The 25,908-nt window shown below is 74.7% G+C and carries 30 protein-coding genes; 6 read left to right on the forward strand and 24 right to left on the reverse strand.

Annotation, left to right across the window (positions count from 1 at the left end; translation table 11 throughout):
* A partial coding sequence (locus tag GC157_05530) for an acetyl-CoA C-acyltransferase (protein MBI1376929.1) occupies positions 1–141 on the forward strand: 141 nt, incomplete at its 5' end.
* A 33-nt stretch (positions 142–174) separates the two neighbouring features.
* Here GC157_05530 and mmuM read toward each other — a convergent pair.
* Entirely contained in the window at positions 175–1,110 is a 936-nt protein-coding gene (mmuM, locus tag GC157_05535) for a homocysteine S-methyltransferase (GenBank protein MBI1376930.1), read from the reverse strand.
* A gap of 114 nt (positions 1,111–1,224) precedes the next feature.
* On the opposite strand from mmuM, the gene GC157_05540 reads away from it, so the two are divergent.
* The 3 genes from GC157_05540 to GC157_05550 are packed head-to-tail and all read left to right on the forward strand — an operon-like array spanning position 1,225 to position 4,932.
* A complete protein-coding gene (locus GC157_05540; protein MBI1376931.1) occupies positions 1,225–1,851 on the forward strand; it encodes a TetR family transcriptional regulator in 627 nt (208 codons plus the stop codon).
* Positions 1,848–2,585 (forward strand): ATP-binding cassette domain-containing protein, encoded by a 738-nt coding sequence (locus GC157_05545; GenBank protein MBI1376932.1) that lies wholly within the window; start codon positions 1,848–1,850, stop codon positions 2,583–2,585. The genes GC157_05540 and GC157_05545 overlap by 4 nt, the downstream gene beginning before the upstream one ends.
* Positions 2,586–2,592: 7 nt before the next feature.
* Complete coding sequence (locus GC157_05550; protein ID MBI1376933.1) at positions 2,593–4,932, forward strand: FtsX-like permease family protein; 2,340 nt, start codon at positions 2,593–2,595, stop codon at positions 4,930–4,932.
* A 15-nt stretch (positions 4,933–4,947) separates the two neighbouring features.
* Here the strand turns inward: GC157_05550 and GC157_05555 are convergent, their stop codons facing one another.
* From GC157_05555 to GC157_05620, 14 genes are all read right to left on the reverse strand, one after another.
* Positions 4,948–5,214, reverse strand: coding sequence for a hypothetical protein (locus tag GC157_05555; GenBank protein ID MBI1376934.1), 267 nt, complete (start codon positions 5,212–5,214; stop codon positions 4,948–4,950).
* On the reverse strand, positions 5,211–6,269 hold the full coding sequence (gene tsaD / locus GC157_05560; GenBank protein MBI1376935.1) for a tRNA (adenosine(37)-N6)-threonylcarbamoyltransferase complex transferase subunit TsaD: 1,059 nt from the start codon (positions 6,267–6,269) through the stop codon (positions 5,211–5,213). The genes GC157_05555 and tsaD overlap by 4 nt, the downstream gene beginning before the upstream one ends.
* Positions 6,266–6,709, reverse strand: coding sequence for a ribosomal-protein-alanine N-acetyltransferase (rimI, locus tag GC157_05565; protein ID MBI1376936.1), 444 nt, complete (start codon positions 6,707–6,709; stop codon positions 6,266–6,268). The genes tsaD and rimI overlap by 4 nt, the downstream gene beginning before the upstream one ends.
* Positions 6,710–6,723: 14 nt before the next feature.
* A complete protein-coding gene (gene tsaB / locus GC157_05570; GenBank protein MBI1376937.1) occupies positions 6,724–7,395 on the reverse strand; it encodes a tRNA (adenosine(37)-N6)-threonylcarbamoyltransferase complex dimerization subunit type 1 TsaB in 672 nt (223 codons plus the stop codon).
* Complete coding sequence (gene tsaE / locus GC157_05575) at positions 7,395–7,955, reverse strand: tRNA (adenosine(37)-N6)-threonylcarbamoyltransferase complex ATPase subunit type 1 TsaE (protein MBI1376938.1); 561 nt, start codon at positions 7,953–7,955, stop codon at positions 7,395–7,397. Before tsaE ends, tsaB begins: the two co-directional genes overlap by 1 nt.
* Positions 7,952–9,073, reverse strand: a complete 1,122-nt coding sequence (locus tag GC157_05580) for an alpha/beta fold hydrolase (GenBank protein MBI1376939.1) — start codon at positions 9,071–9,073, stop codon at positions 7,952–7,954. The genes tsaE and GC157_05580 overlap by 4 nt, the downstream gene beginning before the upstream one ends.
* Positions 9,070–10,191 (reverse strand): alanine racemase, encoded by a 1,122-nt coding sequence (alr, locus tag GC157_05585; GenBank protein ID MBI1376940.1) that lies wholly within the window; start codon positions 10,189–10,191, stop codon positions 9,070–9,072. Before alr ends, GC157_05580 begins: the two co-directional genes overlap by 4 nt.
* 129 nt (positions 10,192–10,320) lie before the next feature.
* Positions 10,321–11,874: an NAD(P)H-hydrate epimerase gene (locus GC157_05590; protein ID MBI1376941.1), complete on the reverse strand. Its 1,554-nt coding sequence runs from the start codon at positions 11,872–11,874 to the stop codon at positions 10,321–10,323.
* The gene (locus tag GC157_05595; protein MBI1376942.1) at positions 11,871–12,242 is read right to left on the reverse strand and encodes a holo-ACP synthase; all 372 of its coding nucleotides are present in this window, start codon (positions 12,240–12,242) and stop codon (positions 11,871–11,873) included. The genes GC157_05590 and GC157_05595 overlap by 4 nt, the downstream gene beginning before the upstream one ends.
* A gap of 42 nt (positions 12,243–12,284) precedes the next feature.
* Positions 12,285–14,135: a glutamine--fructose-6-phosphate transaminase (isomerizing) gene (gene glmS, locus GC157_05600; GenBank protein ID MBI1376943.1), complete on the reverse strand. Its 1,851-nt coding sequence runs from the start codon at positions 14,133–14,135 to the stop codon at positions 12,285–12,287.
* 64 nt (positions 14,136–14,199) lie between these two features.
* Positions 14,200–15,549: a phosphoglucosamine mutase gene (locus tag GC157_05605; protein ID MBI1376944.1), complete on the reverse strand. Its 1,350-nt coding sequence runs from the start codon at positions 15,547–15,549 to the stop codon at positions 14,200–14,202.
* Between the two features lie 141 nt (positions 15,550–15,690).
* Positions 15,691–16,194: a 30S ribosomal protein S9 gene (gene rpsI / locus GC157_05610; GenBank protein MBI1376945.1), complete on the reverse strand. Its 504-nt coding sequence runs from the start codon at positions 16,192–16,194 to the stop codon at positions 15,691–15,693.
* 38 nt (positions 16,195–16,232) lie between these two features.
* The gene (gene rplM / locus GC157_05615; GenBank protein MBI1376946.1) at positions 16,233–16,676 is read right to left on the reverse strand and encodes a 50S ribosomal protein L13; all 444 of its coding nucleotides are present in this window, start codon (positions 16,674–16,676) and stop codon (positions 16,233–16,235) included.
* 202 nt (positions 16,677–16,878) lie between these two features.
* Positions 16,879–18,558: an ATP-binding cassette domain-containing protein gene (locus GC157_05620; GenBank protein MBI1376947.1), complete on the reverse strand. Its 1,680-nt coding sequence runs from the start codon at positions 18,556–18,558 to the stop codon at positions 16,879–16,881.
* Positions 18,559–18,772: 214 nt separating this feature from the next.
* On the opposite strand from GC157_05620, the gene GC157_05625 reads away from it, so the two are divergent.
* On the forward strand, positions 18,773–19,357 hold the full coding sequence (locus tag GC157_05625; GenBank protein MBI1376948.1) for a DoxX family membrane protein: 585 nt from the start codon (positions 18,773–18,775) through the stop codon (positions 19,355–19,357).
* 94 nt (positions 19,358–19,451) lie between these two features.
* On the opposite strand, the gene arcC is transcribed toward GC157_05625, so the two are convergent.
* The gene (arcC, locus tag GC157_05630; protein MBI1376949.1) at positions 19,452–20,417 is read right to left on the reverse strand and encodes a carbamate kinase; all 966 of its coding nucleotides are present in this window, start codon (positions 20,415–20,417) and stop codon (positions 19,452–19,454) included.
* Between the two features lie 89 nt (positions 20,418–20,506).
* Here arcC and GC157_05635 point away from each other — a divergent pair, with 89 nt between their 5' ends.
* On the forward strand, positions 20,507–21,022 hold the full coding sequence (locus tag GC157_05635) for an NUDIX domain-containing protein (protein ID MBI1376950.1): 516 nt from the start codon (positions 20,507–20,509) through the stop codon (positions 21,020–21,022).
* 17 nt (positions 21,023–21,039) lie between these two features.
* Here GC157_05635 and truA read toward each other — a convergent pair whose 3' ends face one another.
* The 8 genes from truA to infA all read right to left on the reverse strand — a co-directional run bounded on the left by truA (position 21,040) and on the right by infA (position 25,895).
* Entirely contained in the window at positions 21,040–21,891 is an 852-nt protein-coding gene (truA, locus tag GC157_05640; protein MBI1376951.1) for a tRNA pseudouridine(38-40) synthase TruA, read from the reverse strand.
* 53 nt (positions 21,892–21,944) lie between these two features.
* A complete protein-coding gene (locus tag GC157_05645; protein ID MBI1376952.1) occupies positions 21,945–22,550 on the reverse strand; it encodes a 50S ribosomal protein L17 in 606 nt (201 codons plus the stop codon).
* 37 nt (positions 22,551–22,587) lie between these two features.
* Complete coding sequence (locus tag GC157_05650) at positions 22,588–23,604, reverse strand: DNA-directed RNA polymerase subunit alpha (protein ID MBI1376953.1); 1,017 nt, start codon at positions 23,602–23,604, stop codon at positions 22,588–22,590.
* 106 nt (positions 23,605–23,710) lie between these two features.
* Positions 23,711–24,337, reverse strand: a complete 627-nt coding sequence (gene rpsD / locus GC157_05655) for a 30S ribosomal protein S4 (GenBank protein MBI1376954.1) — start codon at positions 24,335–24,337, stop codon at positions 23,711–23,713.
* Positions 24,338–24,363: 26 nt separating this feature from the next.
* Entirely contained in the window at positions 24,364–24,771 is a 408-nt protein-coding gene (gene rpsK, locus GC157_05660) for a 30S ribosomal protein S11 (GenBank protein ID MBI1376955.1), read from the reverse strand.
* Positions 24,772–24,837: 66 nt separating this feature from the next.
* Positions 24,838–25,218, reverse strand: coding sequence for a 30S ribosomal protein S13 (gene rpsM, locus GC157_05665; protein ID MBI1376956.1), 381 nt, complete (start codon positions 25,216–25,218; stop codon positions 24,838–24,840).
* Positions 25,219–25,450: 232 nt separating this feature from the next.
* Entirely contained in the window at positions 25,451–25,564 is a 114-nt protein-coding gene (gene rpmJ, locus GC157_05670) for a 50S ribosomal protein L36 (protein ID MBI1376957.1), read from the reverse strand.
* A gap of 109 nt (positions 25,565–25,673) precedes the next feature.
* Complete coding sequence (gene infA, locus GC157_05675) at positions 25,674–25,895, reverse strand: translation initiation factor IF-1 (protein ID MBI1376958.1); 222 nt, start codon at positions 25,893–25,895, stop codon at positions 25,674–25,676.
* Positions 25,896–25,908: the final 13 nt, after the last annotated feature.

Consider the following 25,908-nt stretch of genomic DNA (forward strand, 5'->3'; position numbering starts at 1 on the left):
CACCCCTTCGGCATGACCGGCGCCCGCATCACCACCACCCTGATCCACTCCCTGACCCACCACGACAAGCAGATCGGCCTCGAGACCATGTGCGTCGGCGGCGGCCAGGGCATGGCCATGGTCCTCGAACGCCTCAGCTAGGACACCGCCGGGTCCGCGCCCCGAGGGCGGGGCTCAGCCGGTCGCGCGCGCCGCCTGCTCCGCGACGGCGGCGACGTCGGCCACCGCGGCCGGGCCGAGCCCGCAGCAGCCGCCGACGAGCGTGGCCCCGGCGGCGTACCAGTCGCGCACCGCGCTGCGGGGCAGCAGGTCCGAGCCGTCGCCCAGCCACTCGGACGCCTCGGCGTCCCACACCCGCCCGGCGTTCGGGTACACGACCACCGGCAGCGCGGGCGCCGCCGCGCGGATCCGCCGCACCAGGCCCTCGACGTGCTCCGGCGCGGTGCAGTTGACCCCCACCGCGTGCAGGCGGTCGCTGGCCGCCACCAGGGCCACCGCGTCCTCCACGGGCTGGCCCGCGCAGGTGGTCGCGTCGTCCGCGCACGACAGGCTCAACCACGCGGGCAGCGTGCTGCCCACGACGTCGAGCGCCTCGACCACGGCGCGGACCTCGTCGACGTCGGGCACGGTCTCGACCGCCAGCAGGTCCGGGCCGGCGTCGAGGAGCACCTCGAGCCGCTCGGCGTGGAAGGCGACCAGCTGCTCGTGCGCGACGCCGTACCGCCCGCGGTACTCGCTGCCGTCGTGGCGGGTCGCGCCGTAGGGGCCCACCGAGGCCGCCACCAGCATCGGCTGCCCGGCCCGGGCCTCATCGCGGGCCTCGCGCACGAGCCGCACCGAGAGCGCCAGGAGCCGGTCGGCCTCCGCGGCCTCGAGCCCGTCGCGGGCGAAGCCCGAGCGCGAGGCCTGGTAGGACGCCGAGATCCCCACCGAGGCGCCGGCGTCGAAGTAGGTGCGGTGGACCTCGCGGATCGCGCCCGGGTCGTCGCGCAGCAGCCGCGCCGACCACAGCGCCCCGGACAGGTCGTGCCCGCGCGCCACCAGCTCGGAGGCCAGGCCGCCGTCGAGCACGCCCGGGCCGGAGTCGAGCAGCTCCACGAGGCCGGTCACGCGCGGAGGCTACCCCGGGCGCCGCGGCCGCCCGGCGGGCCCCCGCGGCCCACCGGCCGACCGCGAACGGAGAGGGGCTTCCCTCGGACTGAACAATCGTTTAGTGTGCTGAACATGCGTTCAGCCGACGAGCCGTCCGACCTCACGGCGCGGGCCCTCATCCGCGACCGCGCGCTCGAGCTGTTCGCGGCCCACGGCGTCGACGCGGTGACGGTGCGCGCCATCGCCGCCGCGGCCGGTGTGTCCCCCGCCCTGGTGCTGCACCACTTCGGGTCCAAGGAGGGCCTGCGGGCCGCGGTCGACGCCCACGTCGCGGGGCTCTTCGACGACATGCTCGCCCGGATGGCCGAGGACCCCGGCATGCTCACCGAGGGCCGCGCCACCGCCAGCTTCTCCGAGCTGATGCTCGGCTACCTGCCCCCGGGCTCCGCCCTGCCCGCCTACCTGCGCCGGCTCCTGCTGGGCGGGGAGCCGGCGGGGCTCGAGCTGTTCCGGCGGTGGTTCGCGCTCACCCTCGCGGTGACCGAGCAGCTCGCCGCGGCCGGGGTCATGCGGCCCACCGACGACCCCGCGGTGCGCGCCGCGTTCCTGCTCGTCAACGACCTCGCGCTCGTGCTCCTGCGCGACCAGGTGGCCGACGTCCTCGGCGTCGACCCGCTCACCCCCGGCGGCATGGGCCGCTGGGCCGCCGACGCCGTCGCCGCCTACACGCACGGCGTCTTCATCCCGGAGGCTCCATGACCACGCCGCAGGCGACCGCGACCGTGACCACCGGAGGGCTGTCGCTGCGCGACGTCACGAAGACCTACGGCACCGGCGACGCGCAGGTGTCCGCGCTGCGCGGGATCGACCTCGAGATCGAGCCCGGCGAGCTCGTCGTCGTCCTCGGCCCGTCCGGCTCGGGCAAGACGACGATGGTCAACATCGTGGGCGGCATCGAGTCGGCCACCTCCGGCGAGGTGGTGGTCGCCGGCGAGACCTTGTCCGGCCGCGACCCGGCCGACCTCTCCGAGTTCCGCCGTCGGCACGTGGGGTTCGTGTTCCAGTTCTTCAACCTGATCCCCACTCTCACCGCGCGCGAGAACGTCGAGCTGATCGTGGAGCTCACCGACAGCGGCCGCATCGAGCGGGTGCCCGAGCTGCTCGAGCGGGTGGGCCTCGGCGACCGGATGGACCACTTCCCGGCGCAGCTCTCCGGCGGTCAGCAGCAGCGCGTGGCGATCGCGCGGGCGCTGGCCACCGAGCCGGACCTGCTGCTCGCCGACGAGCCCACCGGCGCCCTCGACACCACCACCGGGCGCCAGATCCTCAGCCTGCTCCAGGAGAGCAACCGCGAGGGCCGCACGGTCGTGATGGTCACCCACAACGCCTCGGTGGCGCGGATCGCCCACCGGGTGGTGACCGTCGTCGACGGGCGGGTGGAGTCCGTGCAGCGCAACGACGCACCGGCCGACGCGGCCGACGTGGCGTGGTGAGCCGGCCATGCGTGTGAGCACCCGCAAGGCCCTGCGCGACCTGCGCCGCCAGCGCGCGCAGGTCGTCGCCGTCGCGATCACCATCATGCTCGGCGTCGGCCTGTTCATCGCCAGCGCCGGCGCGTTCGACAACCTCAGCGGCTCCTACCAGCGCACCTACGACCGGCTTCACTTCGGCGACCTGTTCGCCACCGGCGGCGACCCCGCCGCCGTCGCGAAGGCGGCCACCGCGGCTGGTGCCAGCGCGACCGCCGTGCGCACCCAAGTCGACCCGCCGATGCTCATCGACGGCACCAAGCTCGTGGGCCGGGTGGTCGGCATGCCGGCCGACGCCCAGCCCGCGGTCAACGCCGTCGAGGTCACGCAGGGCCGGTACCTGAGCCCCGACGACCCGACCGGCGTCCTGGTCGAGACCCACGCCGCCGAGACGTTCGGGCTCGTCCCGGGCGACACCCTCCAGGTGTACGGCGCCGGCCGCTGGCAGACGGTGACGGTCCGCGGGGTCGCGGTCTCCGCGGAGTACGTCTGGCCCGCGCGCAGCCGTCAGGACGTGCTCTCCGACCCGCACTCCTTCGCGGTGGTCTTCGCGCCCGAGAGCTCGCTGGAGGCGTGGTCGGGCACCGGCCCCAACCAGGTGTCCGTGCTGCTGCCCGGGGGCACCGGCGACCCCGCCGCCGGGGCGGTGTCCGCGGCGATGACCGCGGCCGGGGCCACCGACGTCACCACCCAGGCCGAGCAGCCCTCGCCCGCGACGCTGCAGCTCGACCTCGACGGCTTCCAGCAGATGTCGCTGGCCTTCCCGGCCCTGTTCCTCACCGCCGCCGCGGTGGCGGCCTACGTGCTGCTCGCGCGCCGGGTCCGCTCCGAGCGGCCCGTGATCGGCACGCTCATGGCGTCCGGCGCCCGGCGCGGCCGGGTCGTGCGCCACTACCTGCTCCAGGGCCTGCTCGTGGGGCTGGTCGGCGCCGTGGCGGGCGTGGTCCTCGGCGTGCTGGCCACCGGCGTGGTCACCCAGGCCTACACCACGTCCCTCGGCATCCCGGACACGGTGGTCACCCAGCATCCGTGGCTGGCGGTGGTCGGACTCGCGGCGGGGCTCGGCGTCGGCGTCCTCGGCGCGTTCGCCCCGGCCCTCACCGCCGCCCGCACCGCCCCTGCGGCGGCGATGCGCAACGAGTCCGCGGTCCGCGAGCCCGGCTGGTGGGGCCGCGCGGTGTCCTCGATGCGCGCGCTGCCCACCGCCACGCGCATGGCGCTGCGCGACGTCACCCGCAGCCGGCGCCGCACGGCGGCCACGGCGCTCGGGTCGGTGCTGGCCCTGATCCTCGTGCTCGCCTCGGTCGGCATGATGACGAGCATGCTGTCGGCCCTGCGCCTGCAGTACGACGACATCGAGCGCCAGGACGCCACCGTCACCGTCGACCCCGCGCAGTCCGCGCAGGTAGGCACCGCACTGCGCGGCACCTCCGGGGTGCAGACGGTGGAGCCGTCCGTGATCGGCCCGGTGACGGTGTCCTCGGGGAGCGCGACGTACTCGACCGCGCTCCAGGGGTTCGTGCCGGCCACCGTCATGCACGGCTTCCTGTCCACCGACGGCTCGTGGACGTCGCTGCCCGCGAACGGCGTGCTGGCCGGTGCGCCGATGGCCGAGAAGCTCGGCATCGCCGCGGGCGACACGGTCACCGTCACCGCCGCGGCCGGCACCACCGCCCGGGAGACCGTGGTGGGCTTCGTCGACGAGCCGCTGGGCACCAACCTCTACGCGACCGACGACGTCGCCTCCGCGGCGCTGGGCCCGACGGCGGCCTCGACCTACCTCGTGGGGTTCGCTCCGGGCACCGACCGCGACACGATGCGCACCACCATCAGCCGGCTCGACGGCGTCGTCGCCTACTCCGACGAGCAGGCCTTCGTCAGCTCGCTCGACGCGTACCTCGGGCTGTTCTGGGTGTTCATCGGGGTCATGGTCGCCCTCGGCGGCGTGCTGGCCCTCGCGATCGTCTACGTGACCATGGCGGTCAACGTCGTCGAGCGCACCAACGAGCTGGCCACCCTGCGCGCGGCCGGGGTGCCGATGCGCCGCGTGGGCGAGACCCTCGCCACCGAGAACCTGGTGGCCACGCTGCTCGGCATCCCGGTGGGCCTGGTGCTCGGGTACGTCGCGGCGGACCGGTTCCTGGCGCTGTTCAGCAGCGACCTGTTCGTGCTGCGCCTCGACCTCGGGTGGTGGGCCATGGCGCTCGCCGCGCTCGGCGTGCTGCTGGCCGCCGCGGCCTCGCTGTGGCCCGCGGTGCGCGCGGTGCGCCGCCTCGACGTGGCCCGGGTGGTGCGCGAGCGCGCCGCCTGAGCTCCCGGCGCCGGGTCAGGCGATGTCGGGACGCAGCGTCTGCAGGTGCTGGGCCCGGGCGCGCACGAACATCCCGTCGGGCGGGCCCTCCGCGAACACGGGGGCGACGTCCCAGCGGGTCAGCAGCACCACCGAGGCGGGGCTGCCCTCGTGCACCAGGATCTCGGCCGCCATGCAGCCGGCGGTGAACAGCGCCCGCTTCACCAGGTCGCGGCGCACCCACTCGACCGCCTCGTCGTAGCGGCCCGGGGCGATCGTGGCCTCCCACATGCGGACGATCATCGCTCTCCTCCGCGGACGGCGACCTCGGTGACGGGCAGCGACGAGTCTGCCGGGAGGTCCAGGCCGCTCGGCGCCCGGCCCCGTCGCACCATCTCCGCCCCCAGCGCGGCGACCATCGCGCCGTTGTCCGTGCACAGGCCCGGCCGGGGCACGCGCAGCACCACGCCCGCCGCGTCGCACCGCTCCTGGGCCAGCGCGCGCAGGCGGGAGTTCGCGGCGACGCCGCCGCCGATCACCAGGTGGTCGACCCCGAGCTCGGTGCACGCGAGCAGCGTCTTGCGGGTGAGCACGTCGACGACCGCCTCCTGGAACGAGGCGGCGACGTCGGCCACCGGCACCGGCTCGCCGGACGCCTCGCGCGCCTCGACCCACCGGGCCACCGCGGTCTTCAGCCCGCTGAAGGAGAAGTCGAACCGGTGCCGCTGCATGTCCCGCCCCGAGGTGAGCCCGCGCGGGAAGTCCAGCTCCACCACGCCCTCGGCCGCGGCCCGGTCGATGTGGGGACCGCCGGGGAACGGCAGCCCGAGCACGCGCGCGACCTTGTCGAACGCCTCGCCCGCCGCGTCGTCGATCGTGGCGCCGAGCGGGCGCACGTCGGCGGTGACGTCCGGCACGAGCAGCAGCGAGGAGTGGCCGCCGGACACCAGCAGGGCCAGGGTCGGCTCCGGCAGCGGGCCGTTCTCCAGCTGGTCGACGGCGACGTGCGCCGCGAGGTGGTTCACGCCGTGGAGCGGGACTCCGAGCGAGATCGCGAGCCCCTTGGCCGCAGCGACGCCGACGAGCAGCGCGCCCGCGAGCCCCGGGCCGGCCGTCACCGCGACGGCGTCGACGTCGCGCAGCGCCACGCCCGCCGTGCGGCAGGCGCGGTGGATGGTGGGCACCATCGCCTCGAGGTGCGCCCGGCTGGCGACCTCGGGGACCACGCCGCCGAAGCGGGCGTGCTCGTCCACGGAGCTGGCGACGGCGTCGGCGAGCAGCGTCGTGCCGCGCACGAGGCCGACGCCCGTCTCGTCGCACGAGGTCTCGATGCCGAGCACCAGGGGTCCGTCGCTCACGCCGGGCCCCCCTCGGCCAGGCGCCGGCGCATCACCAGGGCGTGCCGGCCCGGGCCGTAGTAGTCGGTGCGGCGTCCCTCGCGGGTGAAGCCGGCCCGCTCGTAGAGCGCGATCGCGGCCGCGTTGTCGACGTCTACCTCGAGGAACACCTGCGTGCACCCGCGCGCCCGCGCCTCGTGCAGCAGCTCGTCGAGCAGCGCGCGGCCCAGGCCCGAGCCCTGGGCGCCGCGGGCGACGGCGACGGTCTGCACGTCGGCCTCCGGGGGCACCGCGAGCAGGCCGACGTAGCCGTCGATCCCCGCGGGCCCGTCGTGGACGGCGTACCAGCGGGTCTCCGGCACGTGGGCCAGCTCGCCCCACAGCTGCTCGGCCGACCACGGGTCGTGCGGGAACAGGTCGGCCTCCAGCGCGGCGACCTCGGGCACGTCCCACCACCGCATGCGGCGCGTCGCGGTCACGAGGGGGTCACCCGCTTGCGCCCGGCGCCCTCGACCGCGTCCGGCCGGCGCAGGTAGAGCGGCGTGGTGTCGAGCGCCACGACCGCACCCGTGTCGCGGACGACGTCGACCGCGACACCGCCGAGCCACGCGGCCTCCACGCCGTCGGTGGAGCGGACGTCGGAGAACGACTCGGGGTAGAGGGCGGCGCCCGGGCCCACGACCGGCCCGCGGCGCACGGCGTCCGGCAGGTCCGCGGCGCGCGCCACCGACGGTGGACCGGTGCGCCGGCCGTCGCGGTCGTAGCGCGCCACGTACACCTCGCGGCGGCGCGCGTCGGTGACCACGGCGAACGGCCCGTCGACGCAGCCCGACCCGACGGCACCCGCGGCCACGACGTCGAGGGAGCAGACGCCGAGCACCGGGATGCCGAGCGCGTCGGCCATCACCTCGGCGGTCACGAGGCCGACGCGCAGGCCGGTGAACGGTCCCGGTCCCACGCCCACCACGACGTGGCTCAGGTCGCCCGGCGCCGAGGCCGCGACCCGCAGCACGTGCTCGATGGAGGGCGCGAGCAGTTCGCCGTGGGCCTGCGCCCCCTGCTGGGTGCTGCCCACCCGGAGCTCGGCGCCGTCGAAGACCGCCGCGACGACGTCCGGCGAGGACGTGTCGATGGCCAGGACGAGCATCAGGGCTCCAGGTCGAGGAGGTCGTCCGGCTCGGCCTGCTCCGGGTCGACGCCGCCGAGCGACTCGTCGACCAGCGGGTCGAGGTCCACGCCCTCCCAGCGCGGTCCCACCGCCGCGACCGTCACCACGCGCGGCTCGTCAACGTCGCCCACCACGTCGTCCGACGCGTCGCCCGGCGCCCGGTCGATGTGCACGAGCAGCCGGTCCTCCGACAGGCCCTCCACCACGCCGCCGCCCCACTCCACGACGGTGACCGCGGAGTCGAGCGTGGCCTCGAGGTCGAGGTCGTCCACCTCGGCCAGCGAGCCGAGCCGGTAGGCGTCGACGTGGACCAGCGAGGGACCCGCGACCGTCGAGGGGTGCACCCGGGAGATGACGAACGTGGGCGAGGTGACGTCGCCACGCACCTGCAGGCCGCGCCCGATGCCCTGGGTCAGCGTCGTCTTGCCCGCGCCGAGCCCGCCGCTGAGCACGACGAGGTCACCCGGCTGGAGCACGCCGGCCAGGCGGTCGCCGAGGTCGTGCATCGCCTCGCGGGTGGGCACGACCACCGACGTCATGCGGTCTCCTCGGACTCGTGGGCCAGGCCGGTGCGCACCCGGGACACCAGCTCGCGCAGGTGCTGGTTGACCTCGGGGTACTTCTCCAGCATCACCATGTGGCCGCTGCCGGGGATCACCACGAGCTCCGCGCCCGGCACGTGCCGCACGATCTCGTCGCTGTGCTCGCTGGGGGTGAGCAGGTCCGAGTCGCCGACGATCACCAGGGTGTCGACCCGGCCGATCGAGTCCAGCGCCCGGGTCTTGTCGTGCGTCTCGAGGGTGGGCAGGAACTCGGCGACGACGTCGATCGGCGTCGCCGAGAGCATCCGGTGGACGAACCCGGTGAGCGACGGCGGCACGTTGGACCCGAACGAGTACACCTTCGTCAGCAGGTAGGCGATGTCGCTGCCCGCCTTGCGGCCGCGCTCGACGATGTCCTTGCGCCGGGCCAGCAGGCCCGCGACCGCGGGGGCGGCGCTGTGGAACGCCCGGGCCAGCGGGGCCGGCAGCCCCAGCGGCACCTCGGCCAGCCCGCCCGAGCTCGTCGCCAGCAGGGCCACGCCGCGCACCCGCTCGCCGAACTCCTCGGGGTGCAGCGCGGCGTAGGACATCACGGTCATGCCGCCCATCGAGTGGCCCACCAGCACGAGCGGACCGGTCGCGGCGGTGGCGCGGATGACCGCCGCGAGGTCGTGCCCGAGCTGGTCGATGGTGGCGTTGTCGGCCGGCCCCCGACCGCTGCGCCCATGGCTGCGCTGGTCCCAGAACACCAGGCGGCCCAGCGCCCGCAGGTCGCGGCGCTGGTAGTGCCAGGAGTCCTGCTCGAGCGCGTAGCCGTGCGAGAACACGACGGTGAGCCCGTCGCCGGAGCGGTCGGCCAGCGATCCCTCCGGCGGGTCCTCCACCTCGACGTGCAGCGACGTGCCGTCCGAGGCGATCACCGGGACCACGCGGCCGCGCAGCCCGCCGAACGGCTCGTCGCGCTCGGTGTCCGGGCGCAGGGCGCGCCGCACCACCACCCGTTCCGTCGCGACGCCGATCGCCGCCCCCACGGCCGCGGCCGCGCCCAGCGCGCCGACCAGGCCGGCGACCCGGCCGGGGCTCGACGGCGCGCGGGCGAGCTCCGCACCGCTCACGTCCTCACCCCCAGGTGCACCCGCGGCACGCGCGGACCGATGCGCGTGACGATCTCGTACCCGATGGTGCCGCACGCACGGGCCCAGTCGTCGGCCGAGGGACCGTCGGCGCCGAAGAGCACGACCTCGTAGCCGGCGCGCACGTCGTCCTCGCCGACGTCGACCACCAGCTGGTCCATGCAGACGCGGCCGGCCACCGTGCGGTCGGACCCGGCCACGCGCAGCGGGCCGGCGTTGCTGCCCGCGCGCGGCACGCCGTCGGCGTAGCCGAGCGGCACGAGCGCGAGGGTCGTCTCTGCCGAGGTCGTGTAGATGTGCCCGTAGGACACCCCGGACCCGGCCGGGACGCGCTTGGCCGCGGCGAGCCGGGCCCGCAGCGACATCACCGGGCGCAGCCCGAGCGCCGGGCCGGACCCGACCCCCTCGCCGGGCGAGAGCCCGTACATCGCGATGCCCAGGCGGACCAGGTCGTAGCGGGCAGCAGGCACGGCCAGCGCCGCGGCCGAGTTGGCGAGGTGGCGCACCCGGGGCCGCAGCCCCGCGCCCGCGGCCAGCTCCAGCGCCCGCTCGAACGCGGCCACCTGCCGGGCCACCGAGGGGTGGTCCGGCTCGTCGGCGCAGGCGAGGTGCGACCAGACCCCCACCACCTCCACCGCGCCCGCGACCTCGGCGGCGCGCGCCGCCGACACGAGGGCCGGCCAGTCGGCCGCCGTGGCGCCGTTGCGCGAGAGCCCGGTGTCGGCCTCGAGGTGCAGCCGTGCGCGCCGGCCCGTGGCTGCCGCGGCCGCCACGACCTCCTCGAGCGCCCACAGGGCGGGCACCGACACGTCGACGTCGTGCTCGAGGCAGGCCGCCCACGGCGAGCCCGGCACGCCGAGCCAGGCCAGCACCGGCCCCTCGACCCCGGCCGCGCGCAGCGCCAGGGCCTCCTCCGGCAGGGCCACGCCCAGCCACGTGGCGCCGGCCTCCCGCGCGGCCCGCGCGCAGGGCACCAGCCCGTGGCCGTAGGCGTCGGCCTTCACCACGGCGAGCACGTCGACGCCGGCCCGCGCGCGGACGGTGGCCACGTTGTGGCGCAGGGCGTCGAGGTCGACGGCGGCCACGGCCCCGCGGGCCAGGGCCGCCGGGGTCCAGGCGCCGGCGTAGGGCGGGGCCGGGGCCGCCACGGCGGGCCCGGCGGTCGCCTCCTCGCGTCCGCTCACCTGTCCAGTCTGTCCTACGGCGTCCCGCGGGGCCGGGCGGGCGGCTCAGGCCCCCGCGGGCCGGGCCGCACGCAGCCGGGCCACCGCCTCGGGCAGGGCGGCGGCGACGTCGGGCGAGGCGACCGGGCGACCGCCGCGGGCGGCCAGGGCACCGGCCAGACCGTGCACGTGCGCCGCCGCGCCGGCGACCCGGGCCGCCGAGGCCGGGTCCACCTGTCCCCGCGCCTGCACGCCGGCGAGCAGCGAGCCCAGCACGCCGGCCAGCACGTCGCCGGTGCCGGCCGTGGCCAGCTCCGGCGGGGCGGCCACCGCCACGTACGAAGGGCCGTCCGGCGCCACCACGACCGTGGCGGAGCCCTTGAGCAGCACCACCGCGCGGTAGGCGTCCGCCACCTCGCGGGCGGCGGCGAGGCGGTCCGGGCCCACCCGGCCCCCGGCCAGCCGGGCCAGCTCGCCGTCGTGCGGCGTGAGCACCGTGACGCCGGGCCGCGAGATCACCGCGGCGCGCACCTCGGCGTCCTCGGCGAGCAGGGTCAGCGCGTCGGCGTCGAGCACCAGCGGCGTCGGGGGCGCCGCGGCGTCGAGGATCGCCAGCCGCGCGTCCTCGTCCGTGCCGCGCCCGCAGCCCACGACCCAGCACTGCGCGCGGCCCGCCACGCCCACCCGGCCGGGCTTGGCGACGACGTCGGGCCAGGCGCGGACGACCTCGGCGTGGGCCGGCCCGCTGTAGCGGACGTAGCCGGCGGTGCCGTGGCGCGCGCCGGCCGTGGACAGGATGGCCGCGCCGGGGTAGCGCTCGGAGCCGGTGGAGAGCCCGACGACGCCGCGGGTGTACTTGTCGTCGCCGGCACCGGGACGGGCGAGGACCGAGGCGGCCAGCTCGTCGTCGACGAGCACGAGCGTGCGCGCGGGGTCGAGGCCGCCGAGGTCGAGCCCGATGTCGACCACCTCGAGGTCGCCGGACAGTCGCGCGCCCTCCCCCACCAGCAGCCCGGGCTTGAGCGCGCCCATGACCACCGTGCGGTCCGCGCGCACCGCGCGGTCGGCGTCCTCCACCACGCCGGTGTCGGCGTCGACGCCGCTGGGCAGGTCGACGGCGAGCACGGACGCGTCGGTCTCGCGCGCCACAGCCGCCAGCGTGGCGGCCGGCTCGCGCAGCGCACCGCGCCCGCCGATCCCGAGGACCCCGTCCACCACCAGGTCGGCCGCCGCCACAAGCTCGGCCGCGGCGACGAGGTCGCCGTCCACGACGTGCAGCCGGCCGCCCGCGCGGCGCAGCGCGTCGGCACCGGCCTCGTGGTGCCGGTCCGCCACCAGCAGGGCGTCCACACGGGCGCCGCGCGTGGCCAGCCGGGCACCGGCGTGGAGAGCGTCGCCGCCGTTGTCGCCGGCGCCCACCAGGAGCACCACCCGCGCGCCGGTGACGCGCCCGAGCAGGTCGCGCAGCATCTGGCCGGCGGACACGGCCACCGCGGTGGCGGCGCGGGCCATGAGCGTGCCCTCGGGGAGGCGGGCCATCGCCTCGGCCTCCACGCGGCGCACCGTCTCGACGTCGAGGGCGACCGTGGCGGGCCGCGGCGCGGTCGTGGTCGGGCTCATGCCCGCTCCGCCACGACGTAGGCGACGGCGAGGTCGCCGTCGTGGCTCAGCGACAGGTGCCAGCGGTCGATCCCCTGCTCCTGCGCCGCGGCGAGGACCGTGCCCTGGAGCTCGAGCCAGGGGCGGCCGTCGTCGGCCGCCACCACCTCGCAGTCGTGCCAGCGCAGCCCGTACGGGGCGCCCAGCGCCTTGGCGACGGCCTCCTTGGCGGCGAACCGCGCGGCCAGCGACGAGGGCGGCCGCGGGTGGCCCTGCTCGCCGGTGCGCTCGTGCTCGGTGAACAGCCGGTCGAGCATCGAGGGCGTGCGGCGCAGCGTCTCGGCGAACCGGGACACGCTCACGACGTCCGCGCCGATGCCGATGATCACGCCGTCAGCCTGCCACCCCGGGGACGCGCACGGCGGGCCGGATCACTCGACCGTGACGGACTTGGCCAGGTTGCGGGGCTGGTCGACGTCGTGGCCCTTCGCCGCCGCCATCGCCGCGGCGAACACCTGGAGCGGCACCGTGGCCACGAGCGGCTGCAGGAGGGTGGGGCAGGCCGGGATGCGCACGAGGTGGTCGGCGTAGGGCACGACGGCCTCGTCGCCCTCCTCCGCGATGACGATCGTGCGGGCGCCGCGGGCCCGCACCTCCTGGATGTTCGACACGATCTTCTCGTGCAGCACGCTGCGCCCGGCGGGCGAGGGCGTCACCACGATGACCGGGACGCCCTCCTCGAGCAGCGCGATCGGGCCGTGCTTGAGCTCGCCGGCGGCGAAGCCCTCGGCGTGCATGTACGCGAGCTCCTTGAGCTTGAGCGCGCCCTCGAGCGCGACCGGGTACCCGACGTGCCGGCCGATGAACAGCACCGAGCGGACGTCCTTGAGGTCGTCGGCGAGCTGCTTCATCTCCTCGCTGGTGTCGAGCACGAGGTCGATCTTCTGCGGCATGTCGGCCAGGTCGCGGACCACCGCGGCGATCTCGTCGCCGAACTTGTCGCCGCGCACCTGGGCGATGTAGAGCGCTACGAGGTAGGTCGCCACCAGCTGCGTGAGGAACGCCTTGGTGGAGGCGACGGCGACCTCGGGTCCGGCGTGCGTGTAGAGGACGGCGTCGCTCTCGCGCGGGATGGTGGACCCCTGCGTGTTGCAGATGGCCAGCACCCGCGCACCCTGCTCGCGCGCGTAGCGCAGCGCCATGAGCGTGTCCATGGTTTCGCCGGACTGCGAGATCGCGACCACGAGCGTGCGCGGGCCGACGACGGGGTCGCGGTAGCGGAACTCGCTGGCCAGCTCCACCTCGCACGGCACGCGGGTCCAGTGCTCCAGCGCGTACTTGGCCACCATCCCCGCGTGGTAGGCCGTGCCGCAGGCGATCACGACCACCTTGTCGACGTCGCGCAGCTCCGACTCGGTCAGCCGCATCTCGTCGAGCTTGAGCGAGCCCGAGGCGTCGACGCGGCCCAGCAGGGTGTCCGCCACGGCCTTGGGCTGCTCGAGGATCTCCTTGGCCATGAAGGTCTCGTAGCCGCCCTTCTCGGCGGCCGACGCGTCCCACGTCACCTCGTACTCGGTGACGTCGGCGGCGGCGCCGTCGAAGTCGGTGATCACGACGCCGTCGCGGGTGAGCTCGACGACCTGGTCCTGGCCGAGCTCGACGGCCTGACGCGTGTGCGCCACGAAGGCCGCGACGTCGGAGGCCAGGAAGTTCTCGCCGTCGCCGCGGCCCACCACCAGGGGGCTGTTGCGCCGGGCGCCCACGACGACGTCGGGGACGTCGGAGTGCACGGCCACGAGGGTGAACGCGCCGGACAGCCGGCGGCACACCTGCCGCATGCCCTCGGCGAGGTCCATCCCGACCGTGGGGAGCACCTCCGCGAGCAGGTGGGCGACCACCTCGGTGTCGGTCTCCGAGCGCAGCGTGACGCCACGGGCCGCGAGCTCGTCGCGCAGCTCGGCGAAGTTCTCGATGATGCCGTTGTGGATGACGGCGACCTTGCCGTCCTGGCTCACGTGCGGGTGGGCGTTGGCGTCCGTGGGGCCGCCGTGGGTGGCCCACCGGGTGTGGCCGATGCCGATGGTCGACTGCGGCAGGGGGTCCGACCCGAGCAGCGACTCGAGGTTGGCCAGCTTGCCGGCCTTCTTCCGCGTGTCGAGCTCGCCGTCGGCCACGACGGCCACGCCGGCGGAGTCGTAGCCCCGGTACTCGAGCCGGCGCAGGCCGTCGACGACGACCTGCAGGGCCTGCTTCTCACCGACGTACCCGACGATTCCGCACATGCGGCCCAGGGTATCCCGCGCGGCCCGTCCGCCCGTGCGGCCAGAGCGTCCGGTGAGGCCCCGCTCAGCCGAGCGAGGAGCGCACGACGTCGGCCAGCGCGTGGGCCACGGACGCGGCCTGGTCGGCCGTGGCGGCCTCCACCATCACGCGCACCACGGGCTCGGTGCCTGAGGGGCGCAGCAGCACCCGCCCGGTGCGGCCGAGCTCGGCCTCGGCCGCGGCCACGGCGTCGAGCAGGGCCGGCTCGCTGGCGACCCGCGTGCGGTCGACGCCGGTGACGTTGACCAGCACCTGGGGCAGCTTGCGCACCACGCCGGCCAGGTCGCGCAGCGGGACGCCGGTCTCGGCGACCCGGGCCAGCAGGTGCAGGGAGGTCAGCACGCCGTCGCCGGTCGTCGCGTGGTCGGCCAGGATCACGTGGCCGCTCTGCTCGCCGCCCAGCACGAACCCGCCCGCCCGCATGGCCTCGAGCACGTAGCGGTCGCCCACCGCGGTCTCGACCACGGTGAGGCCGGACTCCTGCGCCGCGAGCCGGAAGCCGAGGTTGGCCATCACGGTCGACACCACCGTGTCGTGCGCGAGCGTGCCGCGCTCGCGCATCGCGATGCCGAGGACCGCCAGCACGTGGTCGCCGTCCACGACGTCGCCGGTGGCGTCCACGGCCAGGCAGCGGTCGGCGTCCCCGTCGAAGGCGACGCCGGCGTCGGCGCGGTGCGCCACCACGGCCGCCTGGAGGTCCGCGAGGTGGGTCGAGCCGCAGTCCTGGTTGATGTTGAGCCCGTCGGGCTCGGTGTGGATCTCCACGACGGTGGCACCCGCCCGGCGCAGCGCCAGCGGCCCGACGTGCGAGGCGGCGCCGTTGGCGCCGTCCACCACCACCGTGAGCCCGTCGAGCCGGTGCGGCAGCGTCGCGAGCAGGTGCTCGAGGTAGATCTCGGCACCCTCCTCGTGCAGGCTCACCCGTCCGACGCCCGCCCCGGTGGGCCGGGTCCACTCCTCGCGCAGGTGCGCCTCGATCGCGTCCTCGAGCTCGTCGCGCAGCTTGTGCCCGCCCCGGGCGAGGAACTTGATGCCGTTGTCGGGCATGGGGTTGTGCGACGCCGAGAGCATCACGCCGAGGTCCGCGTCGAGCGCGGCGGTCAGGTGCGCCACGGCAGGCGTGGGCAGCACGCCCACGCGCCAGACGTCGACGCCCGCGCTGAGCAGGCCCGCGACCACGGCCGCCTCGAGGAACTCGCCGCTGGCCCGGGTGTCGCGCCCCACCACCGCGACCGGGCGGCCCTCGTGGGCCGCGAAGACCCCCGCGTCGCCCAGCACGTGGGCGGCGCCCACGGCGAGGTCGAGCGCGAGCTCGGCGGTGAGGTCGGCGTTGGCCAGGCCACGGACTCCGTCGGTCCCGAACAGACGCCCCACGGACGCTCCCCGTTCACGGCTCGGGCCCCGTCGACGGGGCGTGGACGATCGGTGACGCACCGATGCCCCGGAGCGTAGCCCCGGGGCATCGGTGAACGGTCGACCAGCGGCGCGCGCCTGCTGTCCGAGCCTGCGGCTCGGCTAGCGCTTGCTGTACTGGGGCGCCTTGCGGGCCTTCTTGAGGCCGTACTTCTTGCGCTCCTTGATCCGCGCGTCGCGGGTGAGGAAGCCGGCCTTCTTCAGGGCCGGACGGAACGCCTCGACGTCGATCTCGTTGAGCGCCCGGGCGATGCCCAGGCGCAGCGCGCCGGCCTGGCCGGACGCGCCGCCGCCGCTGATGCGGGCGATGACGTCGTAGGTCGCGTCGATGCCCAGCGTGACGAACGGCTCGTTGACCAGCTGCTGGTGCACCTTGTTCGGGAAGTAGTCCTCGAGGCTGCGGCCGTTGACGGTCCAGCGGCCCGAGCCCGGCACGAGGCGCACGCGGGCGATGGCCTCCTTGCGTCGGCCGGTCGCGTTGGCCGGGCCCACAGCCGCCTCGCGGTGCGCGACGGCGACGCGCGGGGACGGCGTCTCGGAGGTGTAGGACTCGGGGGTCTCGAGGTCCTCGGTCGTGTCAGTGGTCTCGGCGACGGTCTCGCTCACGCCACGGTTCCTTTCGCTCTGGGGGATTCTCGTGGCGCTTACTGCGCGACCTGGGAGATCTCGAACGGCTGCGGCTGCTGCGCGCCGTGGGGGTGCTCCGGGCCGGCGTAGACCTTGAGCTTCTTGATGACCTGACGGCCCAGCTTGTTGTGCGGGAGCATGCCCTTCACGGCCTTCTCCACCGCGCGGCGGGGGTTGGTCTCAAGCAGCTCGGTGTAGCTCGTGGCGCGCAGGCCGCCCGGATAGCCGGAGTGGCGGTAGTCGAGCTTCTGCTGCTTCTTGGAGCCGGTCAGGGCGACCTTGTCCGCGTTCACGATGATCACGAAGTCGCCCGTGTCGACGTGCGGGGCGAACGTGGGCTTGTGCTTGCCGCGCAGCAGCGTCGCCGCCTGCGTGGCGAGGCGGCCGAGCACGACGTCGGTCGCATCGATGACGTGCCACTGGCGCTCGACGTCGCCGGGCCTGGGGGTGTACGTGCGCATGACGCCGCACCTGTTCTCTCGCTCGTCGGGACCTGGACTCTGCACGACGCGGCCCCGCGGGCGGGACCGGGTCGCCGTACTGGGCGCCATCCCTGACGCCCAGGCCGCGCCGGCCTCCCGCGGGAGCGGGTTGCTGGGCACAGCGGCGTCCCAGGGTACCGGGGCCCGGCGAGCCCCTCCAAATCCGCGGACGGGCGCCCGATCAGGCCCGGACCGGCCGGGTCTCGTCCCAGACCGGCTCGGACACCTCACGCACGGTGCCGTCGGCGCCGAACACGACGTAGCGGTCGAAGCCGCGGGCGAACCACCGGTCGTGGGTGACCGCCACGACCGTGCCCTCGAAGGCCGAGAGCCCCTCCTCGAGCGCCTCGGCGCTGGCCAGGTCGAGGTTGTCCGTGGGCTCGTCGAGCAGGAGCAGGGTGGCCCCGGACAGCTCGAGCAGCAGGATCTGGAACCGCGCCTGCTGGCCGCCGGAGAGCGACTCGAAGGTCTGCTCCGCGGCGTGGGCGAGCTCGTAGCGGTCCAGCCGGCGGGCCGCCGCCTCCCGTCCCATCCCGTCGCGGTGGGCGTCGCCGCGGTGGAGCACCTCCAGCAGGGTGCGCCCCACCAGCTCGGGGTGCTCGTGGGTCTGGGCGAACCAGCCCGGCCGCACGCGGGCCCCGAGCCGGGCCACGCCGGTGTGCGCCACCGGGGCCACCGGGACGTCGCCGACCGGCCGGTGCTCGACGTCGGGGTCCGAGCCCCCCGCCGCCAGCAGGCGCAGGAAGTGCGACTTGCCCGAGCCGTTGGCGCCGAGCACCGCGAGCCGCTCGCCGAACCACACCTCGAGGTCGAAGGGACGCATCAGGCCGGTGAGCTCCAGCGACTCGCACACCACGGCGCGCTTGCCGGTGCGCCCGCCCGTCAGGCGCATCCGCACGTTCTGCTCGCGCGCCACCTCCTGCGGCGGACCGGCCTCCTCGAACTTGGCCAGCCGCGTCTTCGCGGCCTGGTAGCGCGAGGCCAGCCCGTCGTTGTAGGCCGCCTTCACCTTGTACATCTGCACGAGGTCCTTGAGCTTCTGGTGCTCCTCGTCCCAACGCCGGCGCAGCTCCTCCAGCCGCGCGAAGCGGTCGGCGCGGGCCTGGTGGTACGTCGCGAAGCCGCCACCGTGGGTCCACGCGGTGTTGCCGGCCGCACCGAGCTCGAGCGTGACCACCTGGGTGGCCGTGCGCGCCAGCAGCTCGCGGTCGTGCGAGACGTAGAGCACCGTCTTGGGCGACTCGGCGAGGCGCTGCTCGAGCCACTCCTTGCCGGGCACGTCGAGGTAGTTGTCCGGCTCGTCGAGCAGCAGCACCTCGTCCGGGCCGCGCAGCAGCGCCTCGAGCACCAGGCGCTTCTGCTCGCCGCCGGACAGCGTGCGGGTCTCGCGGTACTGCGCCCGGTCGAACGGCAGCCCGAGCGACGCCACGGTGCACACGTCCCAGAGCACCTCGGCGTCGTAGCCGCCGGCGTCGGACCAGTCCGAGATGGCATGCGCGTACTCCATCTGCGTGCGCTCGTCGTCGGTCTCCATGAGCGCGAGCTCGGCCGCGTCGAGCCGCGACGCCGCCTCGCGCACCCGCGGCGGCGCCACCGAGAGCAGCAGGTCGCGCACGGTCGACTCGTCGCGCACCTGCCCGACGAACTGGCGCATCACACCGAGGCCGCCGGAGCGGGTGATGGCGCCGTCCTGCGGGTCGAGGTCGCCGGACACCAGGCGCAGCAGCCTCGTCTTGCCGGCCCCGTTGGCGCCCACGAGCGCGACCTTGGCGCCGTCGGCGACACGGAACGTCACCTCGTCGAGCAGCACGCGCCCGTCGGGGAGCGTGTGCGTGACCTTGGCGACGTCGACGTGACCCACGGTCGGCGATTGTCCCCCGCGGCACCGGGTGGGGCGCAACGCGGTTGTGACGTACGCCCAACGGACGTTCCGGGGCGGGTTCGCGCGTCCGCTTGATTCCGCCCTCTCGACGGGCCAGCCTCGGTCCCGAGGGCCTCGCACCGGTCCTTCTGGGTCGGCTGCGGTCCTCACGCGACAGGGCACTCGGGATGCCCTGCGTCCTACGGGAGGTCCTATGTCGACCGCACTCCACCAGTCCGCGGAGACCACCGTCGCTGCGGACCCGATCACCAACTCGGCGGCGCAGAGCTTCGCCGGTCTGGTGCGGATCCTGCTCGGGTTCACGTTCCTCTGGGCGTTCTTCGACAAGACCTTCGCCTGGGGCTACACCACCACCAAGGCGTGGCTGTTCGGCACCGGCGACGGCAACCCCACCGCGGGCTTCCTCAAGTTCGGCGCCAACCCCAACGGCCCGTTCGTCGACTTCTTCAACGGACTGGCCCCCACCTCGTCCTCAGCCTTCATCAACTGGCTGTTCATGCTGGCGCTGCTCGGCGCCGGGGTGGGTCTCGTGCTGGGCATCGGCATGCGCATCTCGTGCATCGGGGCCACGATCCTGCTGCTGAGCATGTGGCTCGCCGTGGCGCCGTGGGCGAAGTACATCGACCAGGGCGGCAGCACTGTCGCGTCGAACAACCCGCTCCTGGACGAGCACATCATCTACTCGGCCACGCTCATGCTCCTGATGTTCGCCATGGGCGGGCGCTACTGGGGCCTGGGTCGCTGGTGGGAGTCGCGCGTCCCCGCCTGGCTCGTCTAGCCGCACCGCGTCGTCCGCCTTCCCGGACGGCGTGCCCCCCGTCAGCGCCGGCCCGCACCGATCGGGCCGGCGCTGACGCCGTCCGGGGCGCGGCTCAGCGCGTCTCGAGCCCCGAGCCGAGCGTCGACACCTCGGTGCCCCGGGTGCCGGCCAGCATCTCCTCGATGTCGGCCAGCGCCCCGATCACCGCGCGCCGGCCCGGCGCGCTGCGCGCGAAGTGCGAGGCCGCCTGCACCTTGGGCCCCATCGAGCCCTCGGCGAAGGCGTGCGCCTCCAGCACGTCCGGCGTGGCCCGGGCGACCGCGCGGGCCGCAGCCGTGCCCCAGTCGAGGTACACGGCGTCGGCGTCCGTGGCGATCACGAGGACGTCGGCGCCGAGCTGCGCGGCGAGCACCGCCGACGAACGGTCCTTGTCGATCACCGCCTCGACGCCGACGAGCGTGCGGTGGTTGAGGTCGTCGTCGAAGTCGAGCCGCTCCTGCGGCAGGTACATCGTGGGGATCCCGCCCCCGCCCGTGCAGATCACCACGGTCCCGTGCTCGAGCAGCAGCGTGATCGGCCGGATCTCGAAGATGCGACGAGGCTCCGGCGAGGGCACCACCCGGCGCCAGTGCTCGCCGTCCCGGCGCACCGCCCAGCCGCGCTCCTCGGCGAGGCGACGGGCCTGCTCCTCGTCGTAGACCGGCCCGACGAACTTCGACGGCGCGCTCATCGCCGGGTCGTCGGGGTCGACCTCGACCATGGTGAGGACGGTCGCGATGGGCGTCTCCACCGGGAGCAGGTTCCCGAGCTCCTGCTCGATGAGGTAGCCGATCATGCCCTCGGTCTGCGCGCCGAGGACGTCGAACGGGTAGCTCGACTCCTCGTCGTACGACGAGGCCTGCAGCGCCAGCAGGCCCACCTGCGGTCCGTTGCCGTGCGAGACCACGAGCTCGTGGCGCAGCGCCAGGGGCGCCAGCGCCCGGCAGGCCGTGCGCACGTTGCTCCGCTGGTTCGCCACCGTCATGGGCTCGCCGCGCCGCGAGAGCGCGTTCCCGCCCAGGGCCACCACCACGCGCACCGCGCACCTCCTCCGGTCCGAGGAGCCGAGACTGGCACCCGCGGCGCCCGCGCGCACCGGACGCGCCGTGGTCGGTCCCCTCCCGCAGGATGGGCGACGTGACCCTGCCCGTGCTCGACGCCCGGGGCGACTCCCTGTCCGCCTTCGTGGCGGTGGACCCCCACGCACCCGCCGCGCTCCTCCACGGGGTCCCCGTGGTCCGTTCGCTGGTGGTCGTGACGCACCGCGGCCGCGTGCTGCTGGGCCACCACCGGCGCCGCCGTCAGTGGGAGCTGCCGGGCGGCGCCCTGGAGCCGGGAGAGTCCGCCCACGACGCCGCCGTCCGGGAACTGGCCGAGGAGACCGGGATCCGGGTGGCGTCCCTCGCGCCGGCCGCCCGGGCCGAGTTCGTCCTGGGCACCCCGCCGCAGCGGCACTGGGCCGCCGTCTTCCGCACGAGCCTGGCGGCACCGCCCACGACCACGGCCAACGACGAGATGGCCGGCTTCCGCTGGTGGCGGGTCGGCTCGACCGGGTGGGCGGGCCTGAGCACGCTCGACGCCGAGGTCGCCCGCCGCAGCCTGGAGGCACCCGGGGACGACGCGGAGGCCGCCGGGCCGGGCTGAGCCGGGCGGCGGGGCGCTCAGCCGGTGGCGCCGCGGAAGCGCTTGGCGCGCTCCGCCTGGGCGGCCAGGGCGTCCTCGGCGGGGTAGTCCACCCGCTCGAGGCACAGGCCGATCGCGGGCGCGACGTCGGCGTCGGGCCGGCGCACGGCGCCGCGCAGCACCTCGGCCGGCCACTGCGGGCCGCGGCGTCCGTCCCCCACGGCGAGCAGCACTCCCACGAGCGCCCGCACCATCGAGTGGCAGAAGGCGTCGGCGCGCACGTGCAGCACGGCGAGCCCGGTGCCGGCCTCGCGCTGCCAGCCCAGCTCGAGCAGCGTCCGGACCGAGCTGGCGCCCTCGCGGGCGCGGCAGAACGCGGCGAAGTCGTGCTCGCCCACCAGGTCCGTGGCCGCGGCGTTCATGGCCGCGAGGTCGAGGGGTGCTCCCCCGCGCCCGGTGCGGGCGAGCACGTGCGAGCGCAGCAGGGGGTCGGCGCCTCCGGGCAGGTCGCTCACCCGGTAGGCGTACGTCCGCGACAGGGCCGACCACCGTGCGTCGAACCCCGGCGGCGCGGGGGCCACCCGGCGCACGCGCAGGTCGGGCGGCAGCACGCCCGCGAGCCGGCGCACGGGGGCCTCGGGGCCGCGCGCGGCGAGCTGCTCCCACGCGGTCGGCGCCACGTCCGCGTGCGCCACCTGGCCGCGCGCGTGCACGCCGGCGTCGGTGCGTCCCGCGCAGGCGACGCGCACGGGGTCCGGCACCCGCAGCACGACGCCGAGCGCGTGCTCGAGCTCGCCCTGCACCGTGCGCCGCCCCGGCTGACGGGCCCAGCCGGCGAACCCGGTCCCGTCGTAGCCGAGGTCGAGCCGCAGGCGCACGGCGGGACGCACGAGCCCGCCGTCCCCGAGGGGGGCGGCGGGCTCGTGGGGGTCGGGCGCGGTGCTCAGGCCTTGTCCTCGGCCTCGTCGTCCGCCTCGGTCTCCTCGGCGTCGGCGTCGGCGTCGGCGGTCTCCTCGACGTCGGCGGCCTCGACCTCAGGGGCCTCGGTCTCCGCCTCGACGGCCTCCGCCTCGGCGGGGGCGGTCTCGGTGGTGTCCTCGGCCACGGTCTCCTCGACCGGCGCGGCGGCGGGAGCCGCCTTCTTCGCGGCCCGCTTGGTGGCGGCCGTGGCCTCGGCCACGACGGCCTCCGCGAGCGGCTCCACGAGCTCGATCACGGCCATGGGCGCGTTGTCGCCCTTGCGCGGACCGATCTTGGTGATGCGGGTGTAGCCGCCGGGACGGGTCGCGTAGCTCGGACCGATCTCGGCGAACAGCTCGTGCACGACGCCCTTGTCGCGGATGACCGCGAGCACCCGGCGACGGGCGTGCAGGTCGCCGCGCTTGGCGTGCGTGATGAGCCGCTCGGCGAGCGGGCGCAGCCGCTTGGCCTTGGCCTCGGTCGTGGTGATCTTGCCGTGCTCGAACAGCGCCGTGGCGAGGTTGGCGAGCATCAGCCGCTCGTGCGCGGGGCTGCCGCCGAGACGGGGACCCTTGGTGGGGGTAGGCATCAGGTTCTCCTGGTGATGGGGTCAGCGGGGCGGCAGCTCAGAGCTGCTCGTCCTCGGCGTAGCCCTGGTCGTCGGCGTCGTCGTAGAAGCTCACGGCGGTGGTCGGGTCGAACCCGGGCGGGCTGTCCTTGAGGGCGAGGCCCAGCGTCACGAGCTTGGCCTTGACCTCGTCGATGGACTTCGAGCCGAAGTTGCGGATGTCGAGCAGGTCGGCCTCGCTGCGGCTGATCAGCTCGCCCACGGTGTGGATGCCCTCGCGCTTGAGGCAGTTGTAGGAGCGCACCGTGAGGTCGAGCGACTCGATCGGGGTCGAGAGCTGCTCGGCGACGAACGCGTCCGCCGGCGAGGGGCCGATGTCGATGCCCTCGGCGTCGAGGTTGAGCTCGCGGGCGAGCCCGAACAGCTCGACGAGGGTCTTGCCGGCCGAGGCGACGGCGTCGCGCGGGGCCATCGACTGCTTGGTCTCGACGTCGATCACGAGCCGGTCGAAGTCCGTGCGCTGCTCGACACGGGTCGCCTCGACCTTGTAGGTGACCTTGAGCACCGGCGAGTAGATCGAGTCGACCGGGATGCGGCCGATCTCCTGGCCGGGCTGCTTGTTCTGGAAGGCCGAGACGTAGCCGCGGCCGCGCTCGACGACGAGCTCCATCTCGAGCTTGCCCTTGCCGTTGAGCGTCGCGATGTGCAGGTCCGGGTTGTGCACCTCGACCCCGGCCGGCGGCGCGATGTCGGCGGCGGTCACGGCGCCCGGGCCCTGCTTGCGCAGGTACATGACGACCGGCTCGTCGTGCTCGGAGGAGACGACGAGCTGCTTGATGTTGAGGATCAGCTCGGTGACGTCCTCCTTGACCCCCGGCACGGTGGTGAACTCGTGCAGGACGCCGTCGATGCGGATGCTGGTGACGGCGGCGCCGGGGATCGACGACAGGAGGGTACGGCGCACCGAGTTGCCGAGGGTGTAGCCGAAACCGGGCTCGAGCGGCTCCATGACGAAGCGCGAGCGGAATTCCGAGACCGGCTCCTCGACGAGGGTCGGTCGCTGGGCGATCAGCACGTGACTGTCCTTCCGTGGCGCCCGCTATATGACGCCGTGGCTGGGATGGGTGGGGAGAGTCGACGTCGCCGGCTCCGGCCCCGAGGGGCCGGTGCCGGCTGTCAGGTCACTTCGAGTAGAGCTCGACGATCAGCTGCTCCTGCACCTGCGTGTCGATGACGGCACGCTCGGGCAGGGAGTGGACCAGCACGCGCATGCGCGACGGGATGACCTCGAGCCAGGCCGGCACGGGACGCTCGCCGAGCTCGGCGTGCGCCACGACGAACGGCGTGAGCTCGCGGCTGGCCGCGCGCACCTCGACGATGTCGTTGGCGGAGACGCGGTACGACGGGATGTCGACCTTCGCGCCGTTCACCGTGATGTGGCCGTGGCGGACCACCTGGCGGGCCATGTCGCGGCTCTTGGCGAAGCCGGCGCGGTAGACGACGTTGTCGAGACGGCTCTCGAGGATGCGGAGCAGGTTCTCACCCGTCTTGCCCTGCTTGCGCTGGGCCTCCTCGTAGTAGCCGCGGAACTGCTTCTCCAGCACGCCGTATATGCGCGCGCACTTCTGCTTCTCGCGCATCTGCAGCAGGTACTCGCTGTCCTTGGTGCGACCGCGGCCGTGCTGGCCGGGCGGGTAGGGACGGCTCTCGATGGGGCACTTCGGCGACTCGCACTTGGCGCCCTTGAGGAACAGCTTGGTCTTCTCACGGCGGCAGCGCTTGCAGTCGGCGCCGGTGTAACGGGCCATGGATTCTCAGTCTCTCTCTCGGGGCGTCAGACGCGGCGCCGCTTGGGCGGGCGGCATCCGTTGTGCGGGCTCGGGGTCACGTCCTGGATGGTGCCGACCTCGAGGCCGGTCGCCTGCAGGGAGCGGATCGCGGTCTCGCGGCCCGAACCCGGGCCCTTCACGAAGACGTCGACCTTCTTCATGCCGTGCTCCATGGCACGGCGGGCGGCGGCCTCGGCGGCGAGCTGCGCCGCGAACGGCGTGCTCTTGCGCGAGCCCTTGAAGCCCACCTGGCCCGACGACGCCCACGAGATCACCGCGCCGGTCGGGTCGGTGATCGAGACGATCGTGTTGTTGAACGTGCTCTTGATGTGCGCGTGCCCGTGGGCGACGTTCTTCTTCTCCTTGCGGCGCACCTTCTTGGCGCCCGCAGCCGTGCGGCTCTTGGGAGGCATCGACTATCCGTTCTGGTTGAGGTCATCGGTCCTTCGGTCGCCGGGATCGGCAGGACCGTCGGACTACTACTTCTTGCCGGCCTTCTTCTTGCCGGCCACGGTCTTCTTGGGTCCCTTGCGGGTGCGCGCGTTGGTGTGCGTGCGCTGGCCGCGGACCGGGAGGCCACGACGGTGGCGCAGACCCTGGTAGCAGCCGATCTCGACCTTGCGTCGGATGTCGGCGGCGACCTCGCGGCGGAGGTCGCCCTCGATCTTGTAGTTGGCCTCGAGCCAGTCGCGCAGCTTGATCAGGTCCTCGTCGCCGAGGTCCTTGACGCGGATGTCCGGGCTGATGCCGGTCGCCTCCAGCGTCTGCAGCGCGCGGGTGCGGCCGATGCCGAAGATGTACGTGAGCGCAACCTCGAGCCGCTTCTCGCGGGGGAGGTCGACGCCGACGAGACGTGCCATCGGGCGTTCTCTCTTCCGTTCGTCCGGAGGTTTCGTGGAGCGTCACCGGTCCCACCGCCCTCGGTGGGTCCCCGGCCTCCGGGCCGGGGGTGGCGTCCCGCGCGCGGCACGGGGGCTGCGCGGGGGTCGGGTGACGCTCGGGGCAGTCGGCCGGCGGGTGCCGGCGACCAGGTCGTGCGGTCGTGCGGTCGAGCAGGTGGTGCGGGTGCGGTCCGCGACGCGGCCGCCGCGATCAGCCCTGGCGCTGCTTGTGGCGCGGGTTCTCGCAGATGACCATGACCCGGCCGTGGCGGCGGATCACCTTGCACTTGTCGCAGATCTTCTTGACGCTCGGGTTGACCTTCATCGATCTCTCCACGGGTGCTCGTGCCAGGCGACGCGCGCCCGTGCGGCTCGGGGTGGACGGGGGGTGGTCGTCGCCCGGTCCCTCGGCGAGCCGGGGGCGGGCGCGGCCGTCACTTGTAGCGGTAGACGATCCGGCCGCGGGTCAGGTCGTAGGGCGAGAGCTCCACGACGACCCGGTCGTCGGGAAGGATCCGGATGTAGTGCATCCGCATCTTCCCGCTGATGTGTGCCAGCACCTTGTGCCCGTTGTCGAGCTCCACCCGGAACATGGCGTTCGGGAGAGACTCGGTGATCGTGCCCTCGAGCTCGATCGCGCCGTCCTTCTTGGGCATGTCCTCGCACTTC

Source organism: Frankiales bacterium, from assembly GCA_016125335.1.
Taxonomy (GTDB): Bacteria; Actinomycetota; Actinomycetes; order S36-B12; family CAIYMF01; genus Longivirga.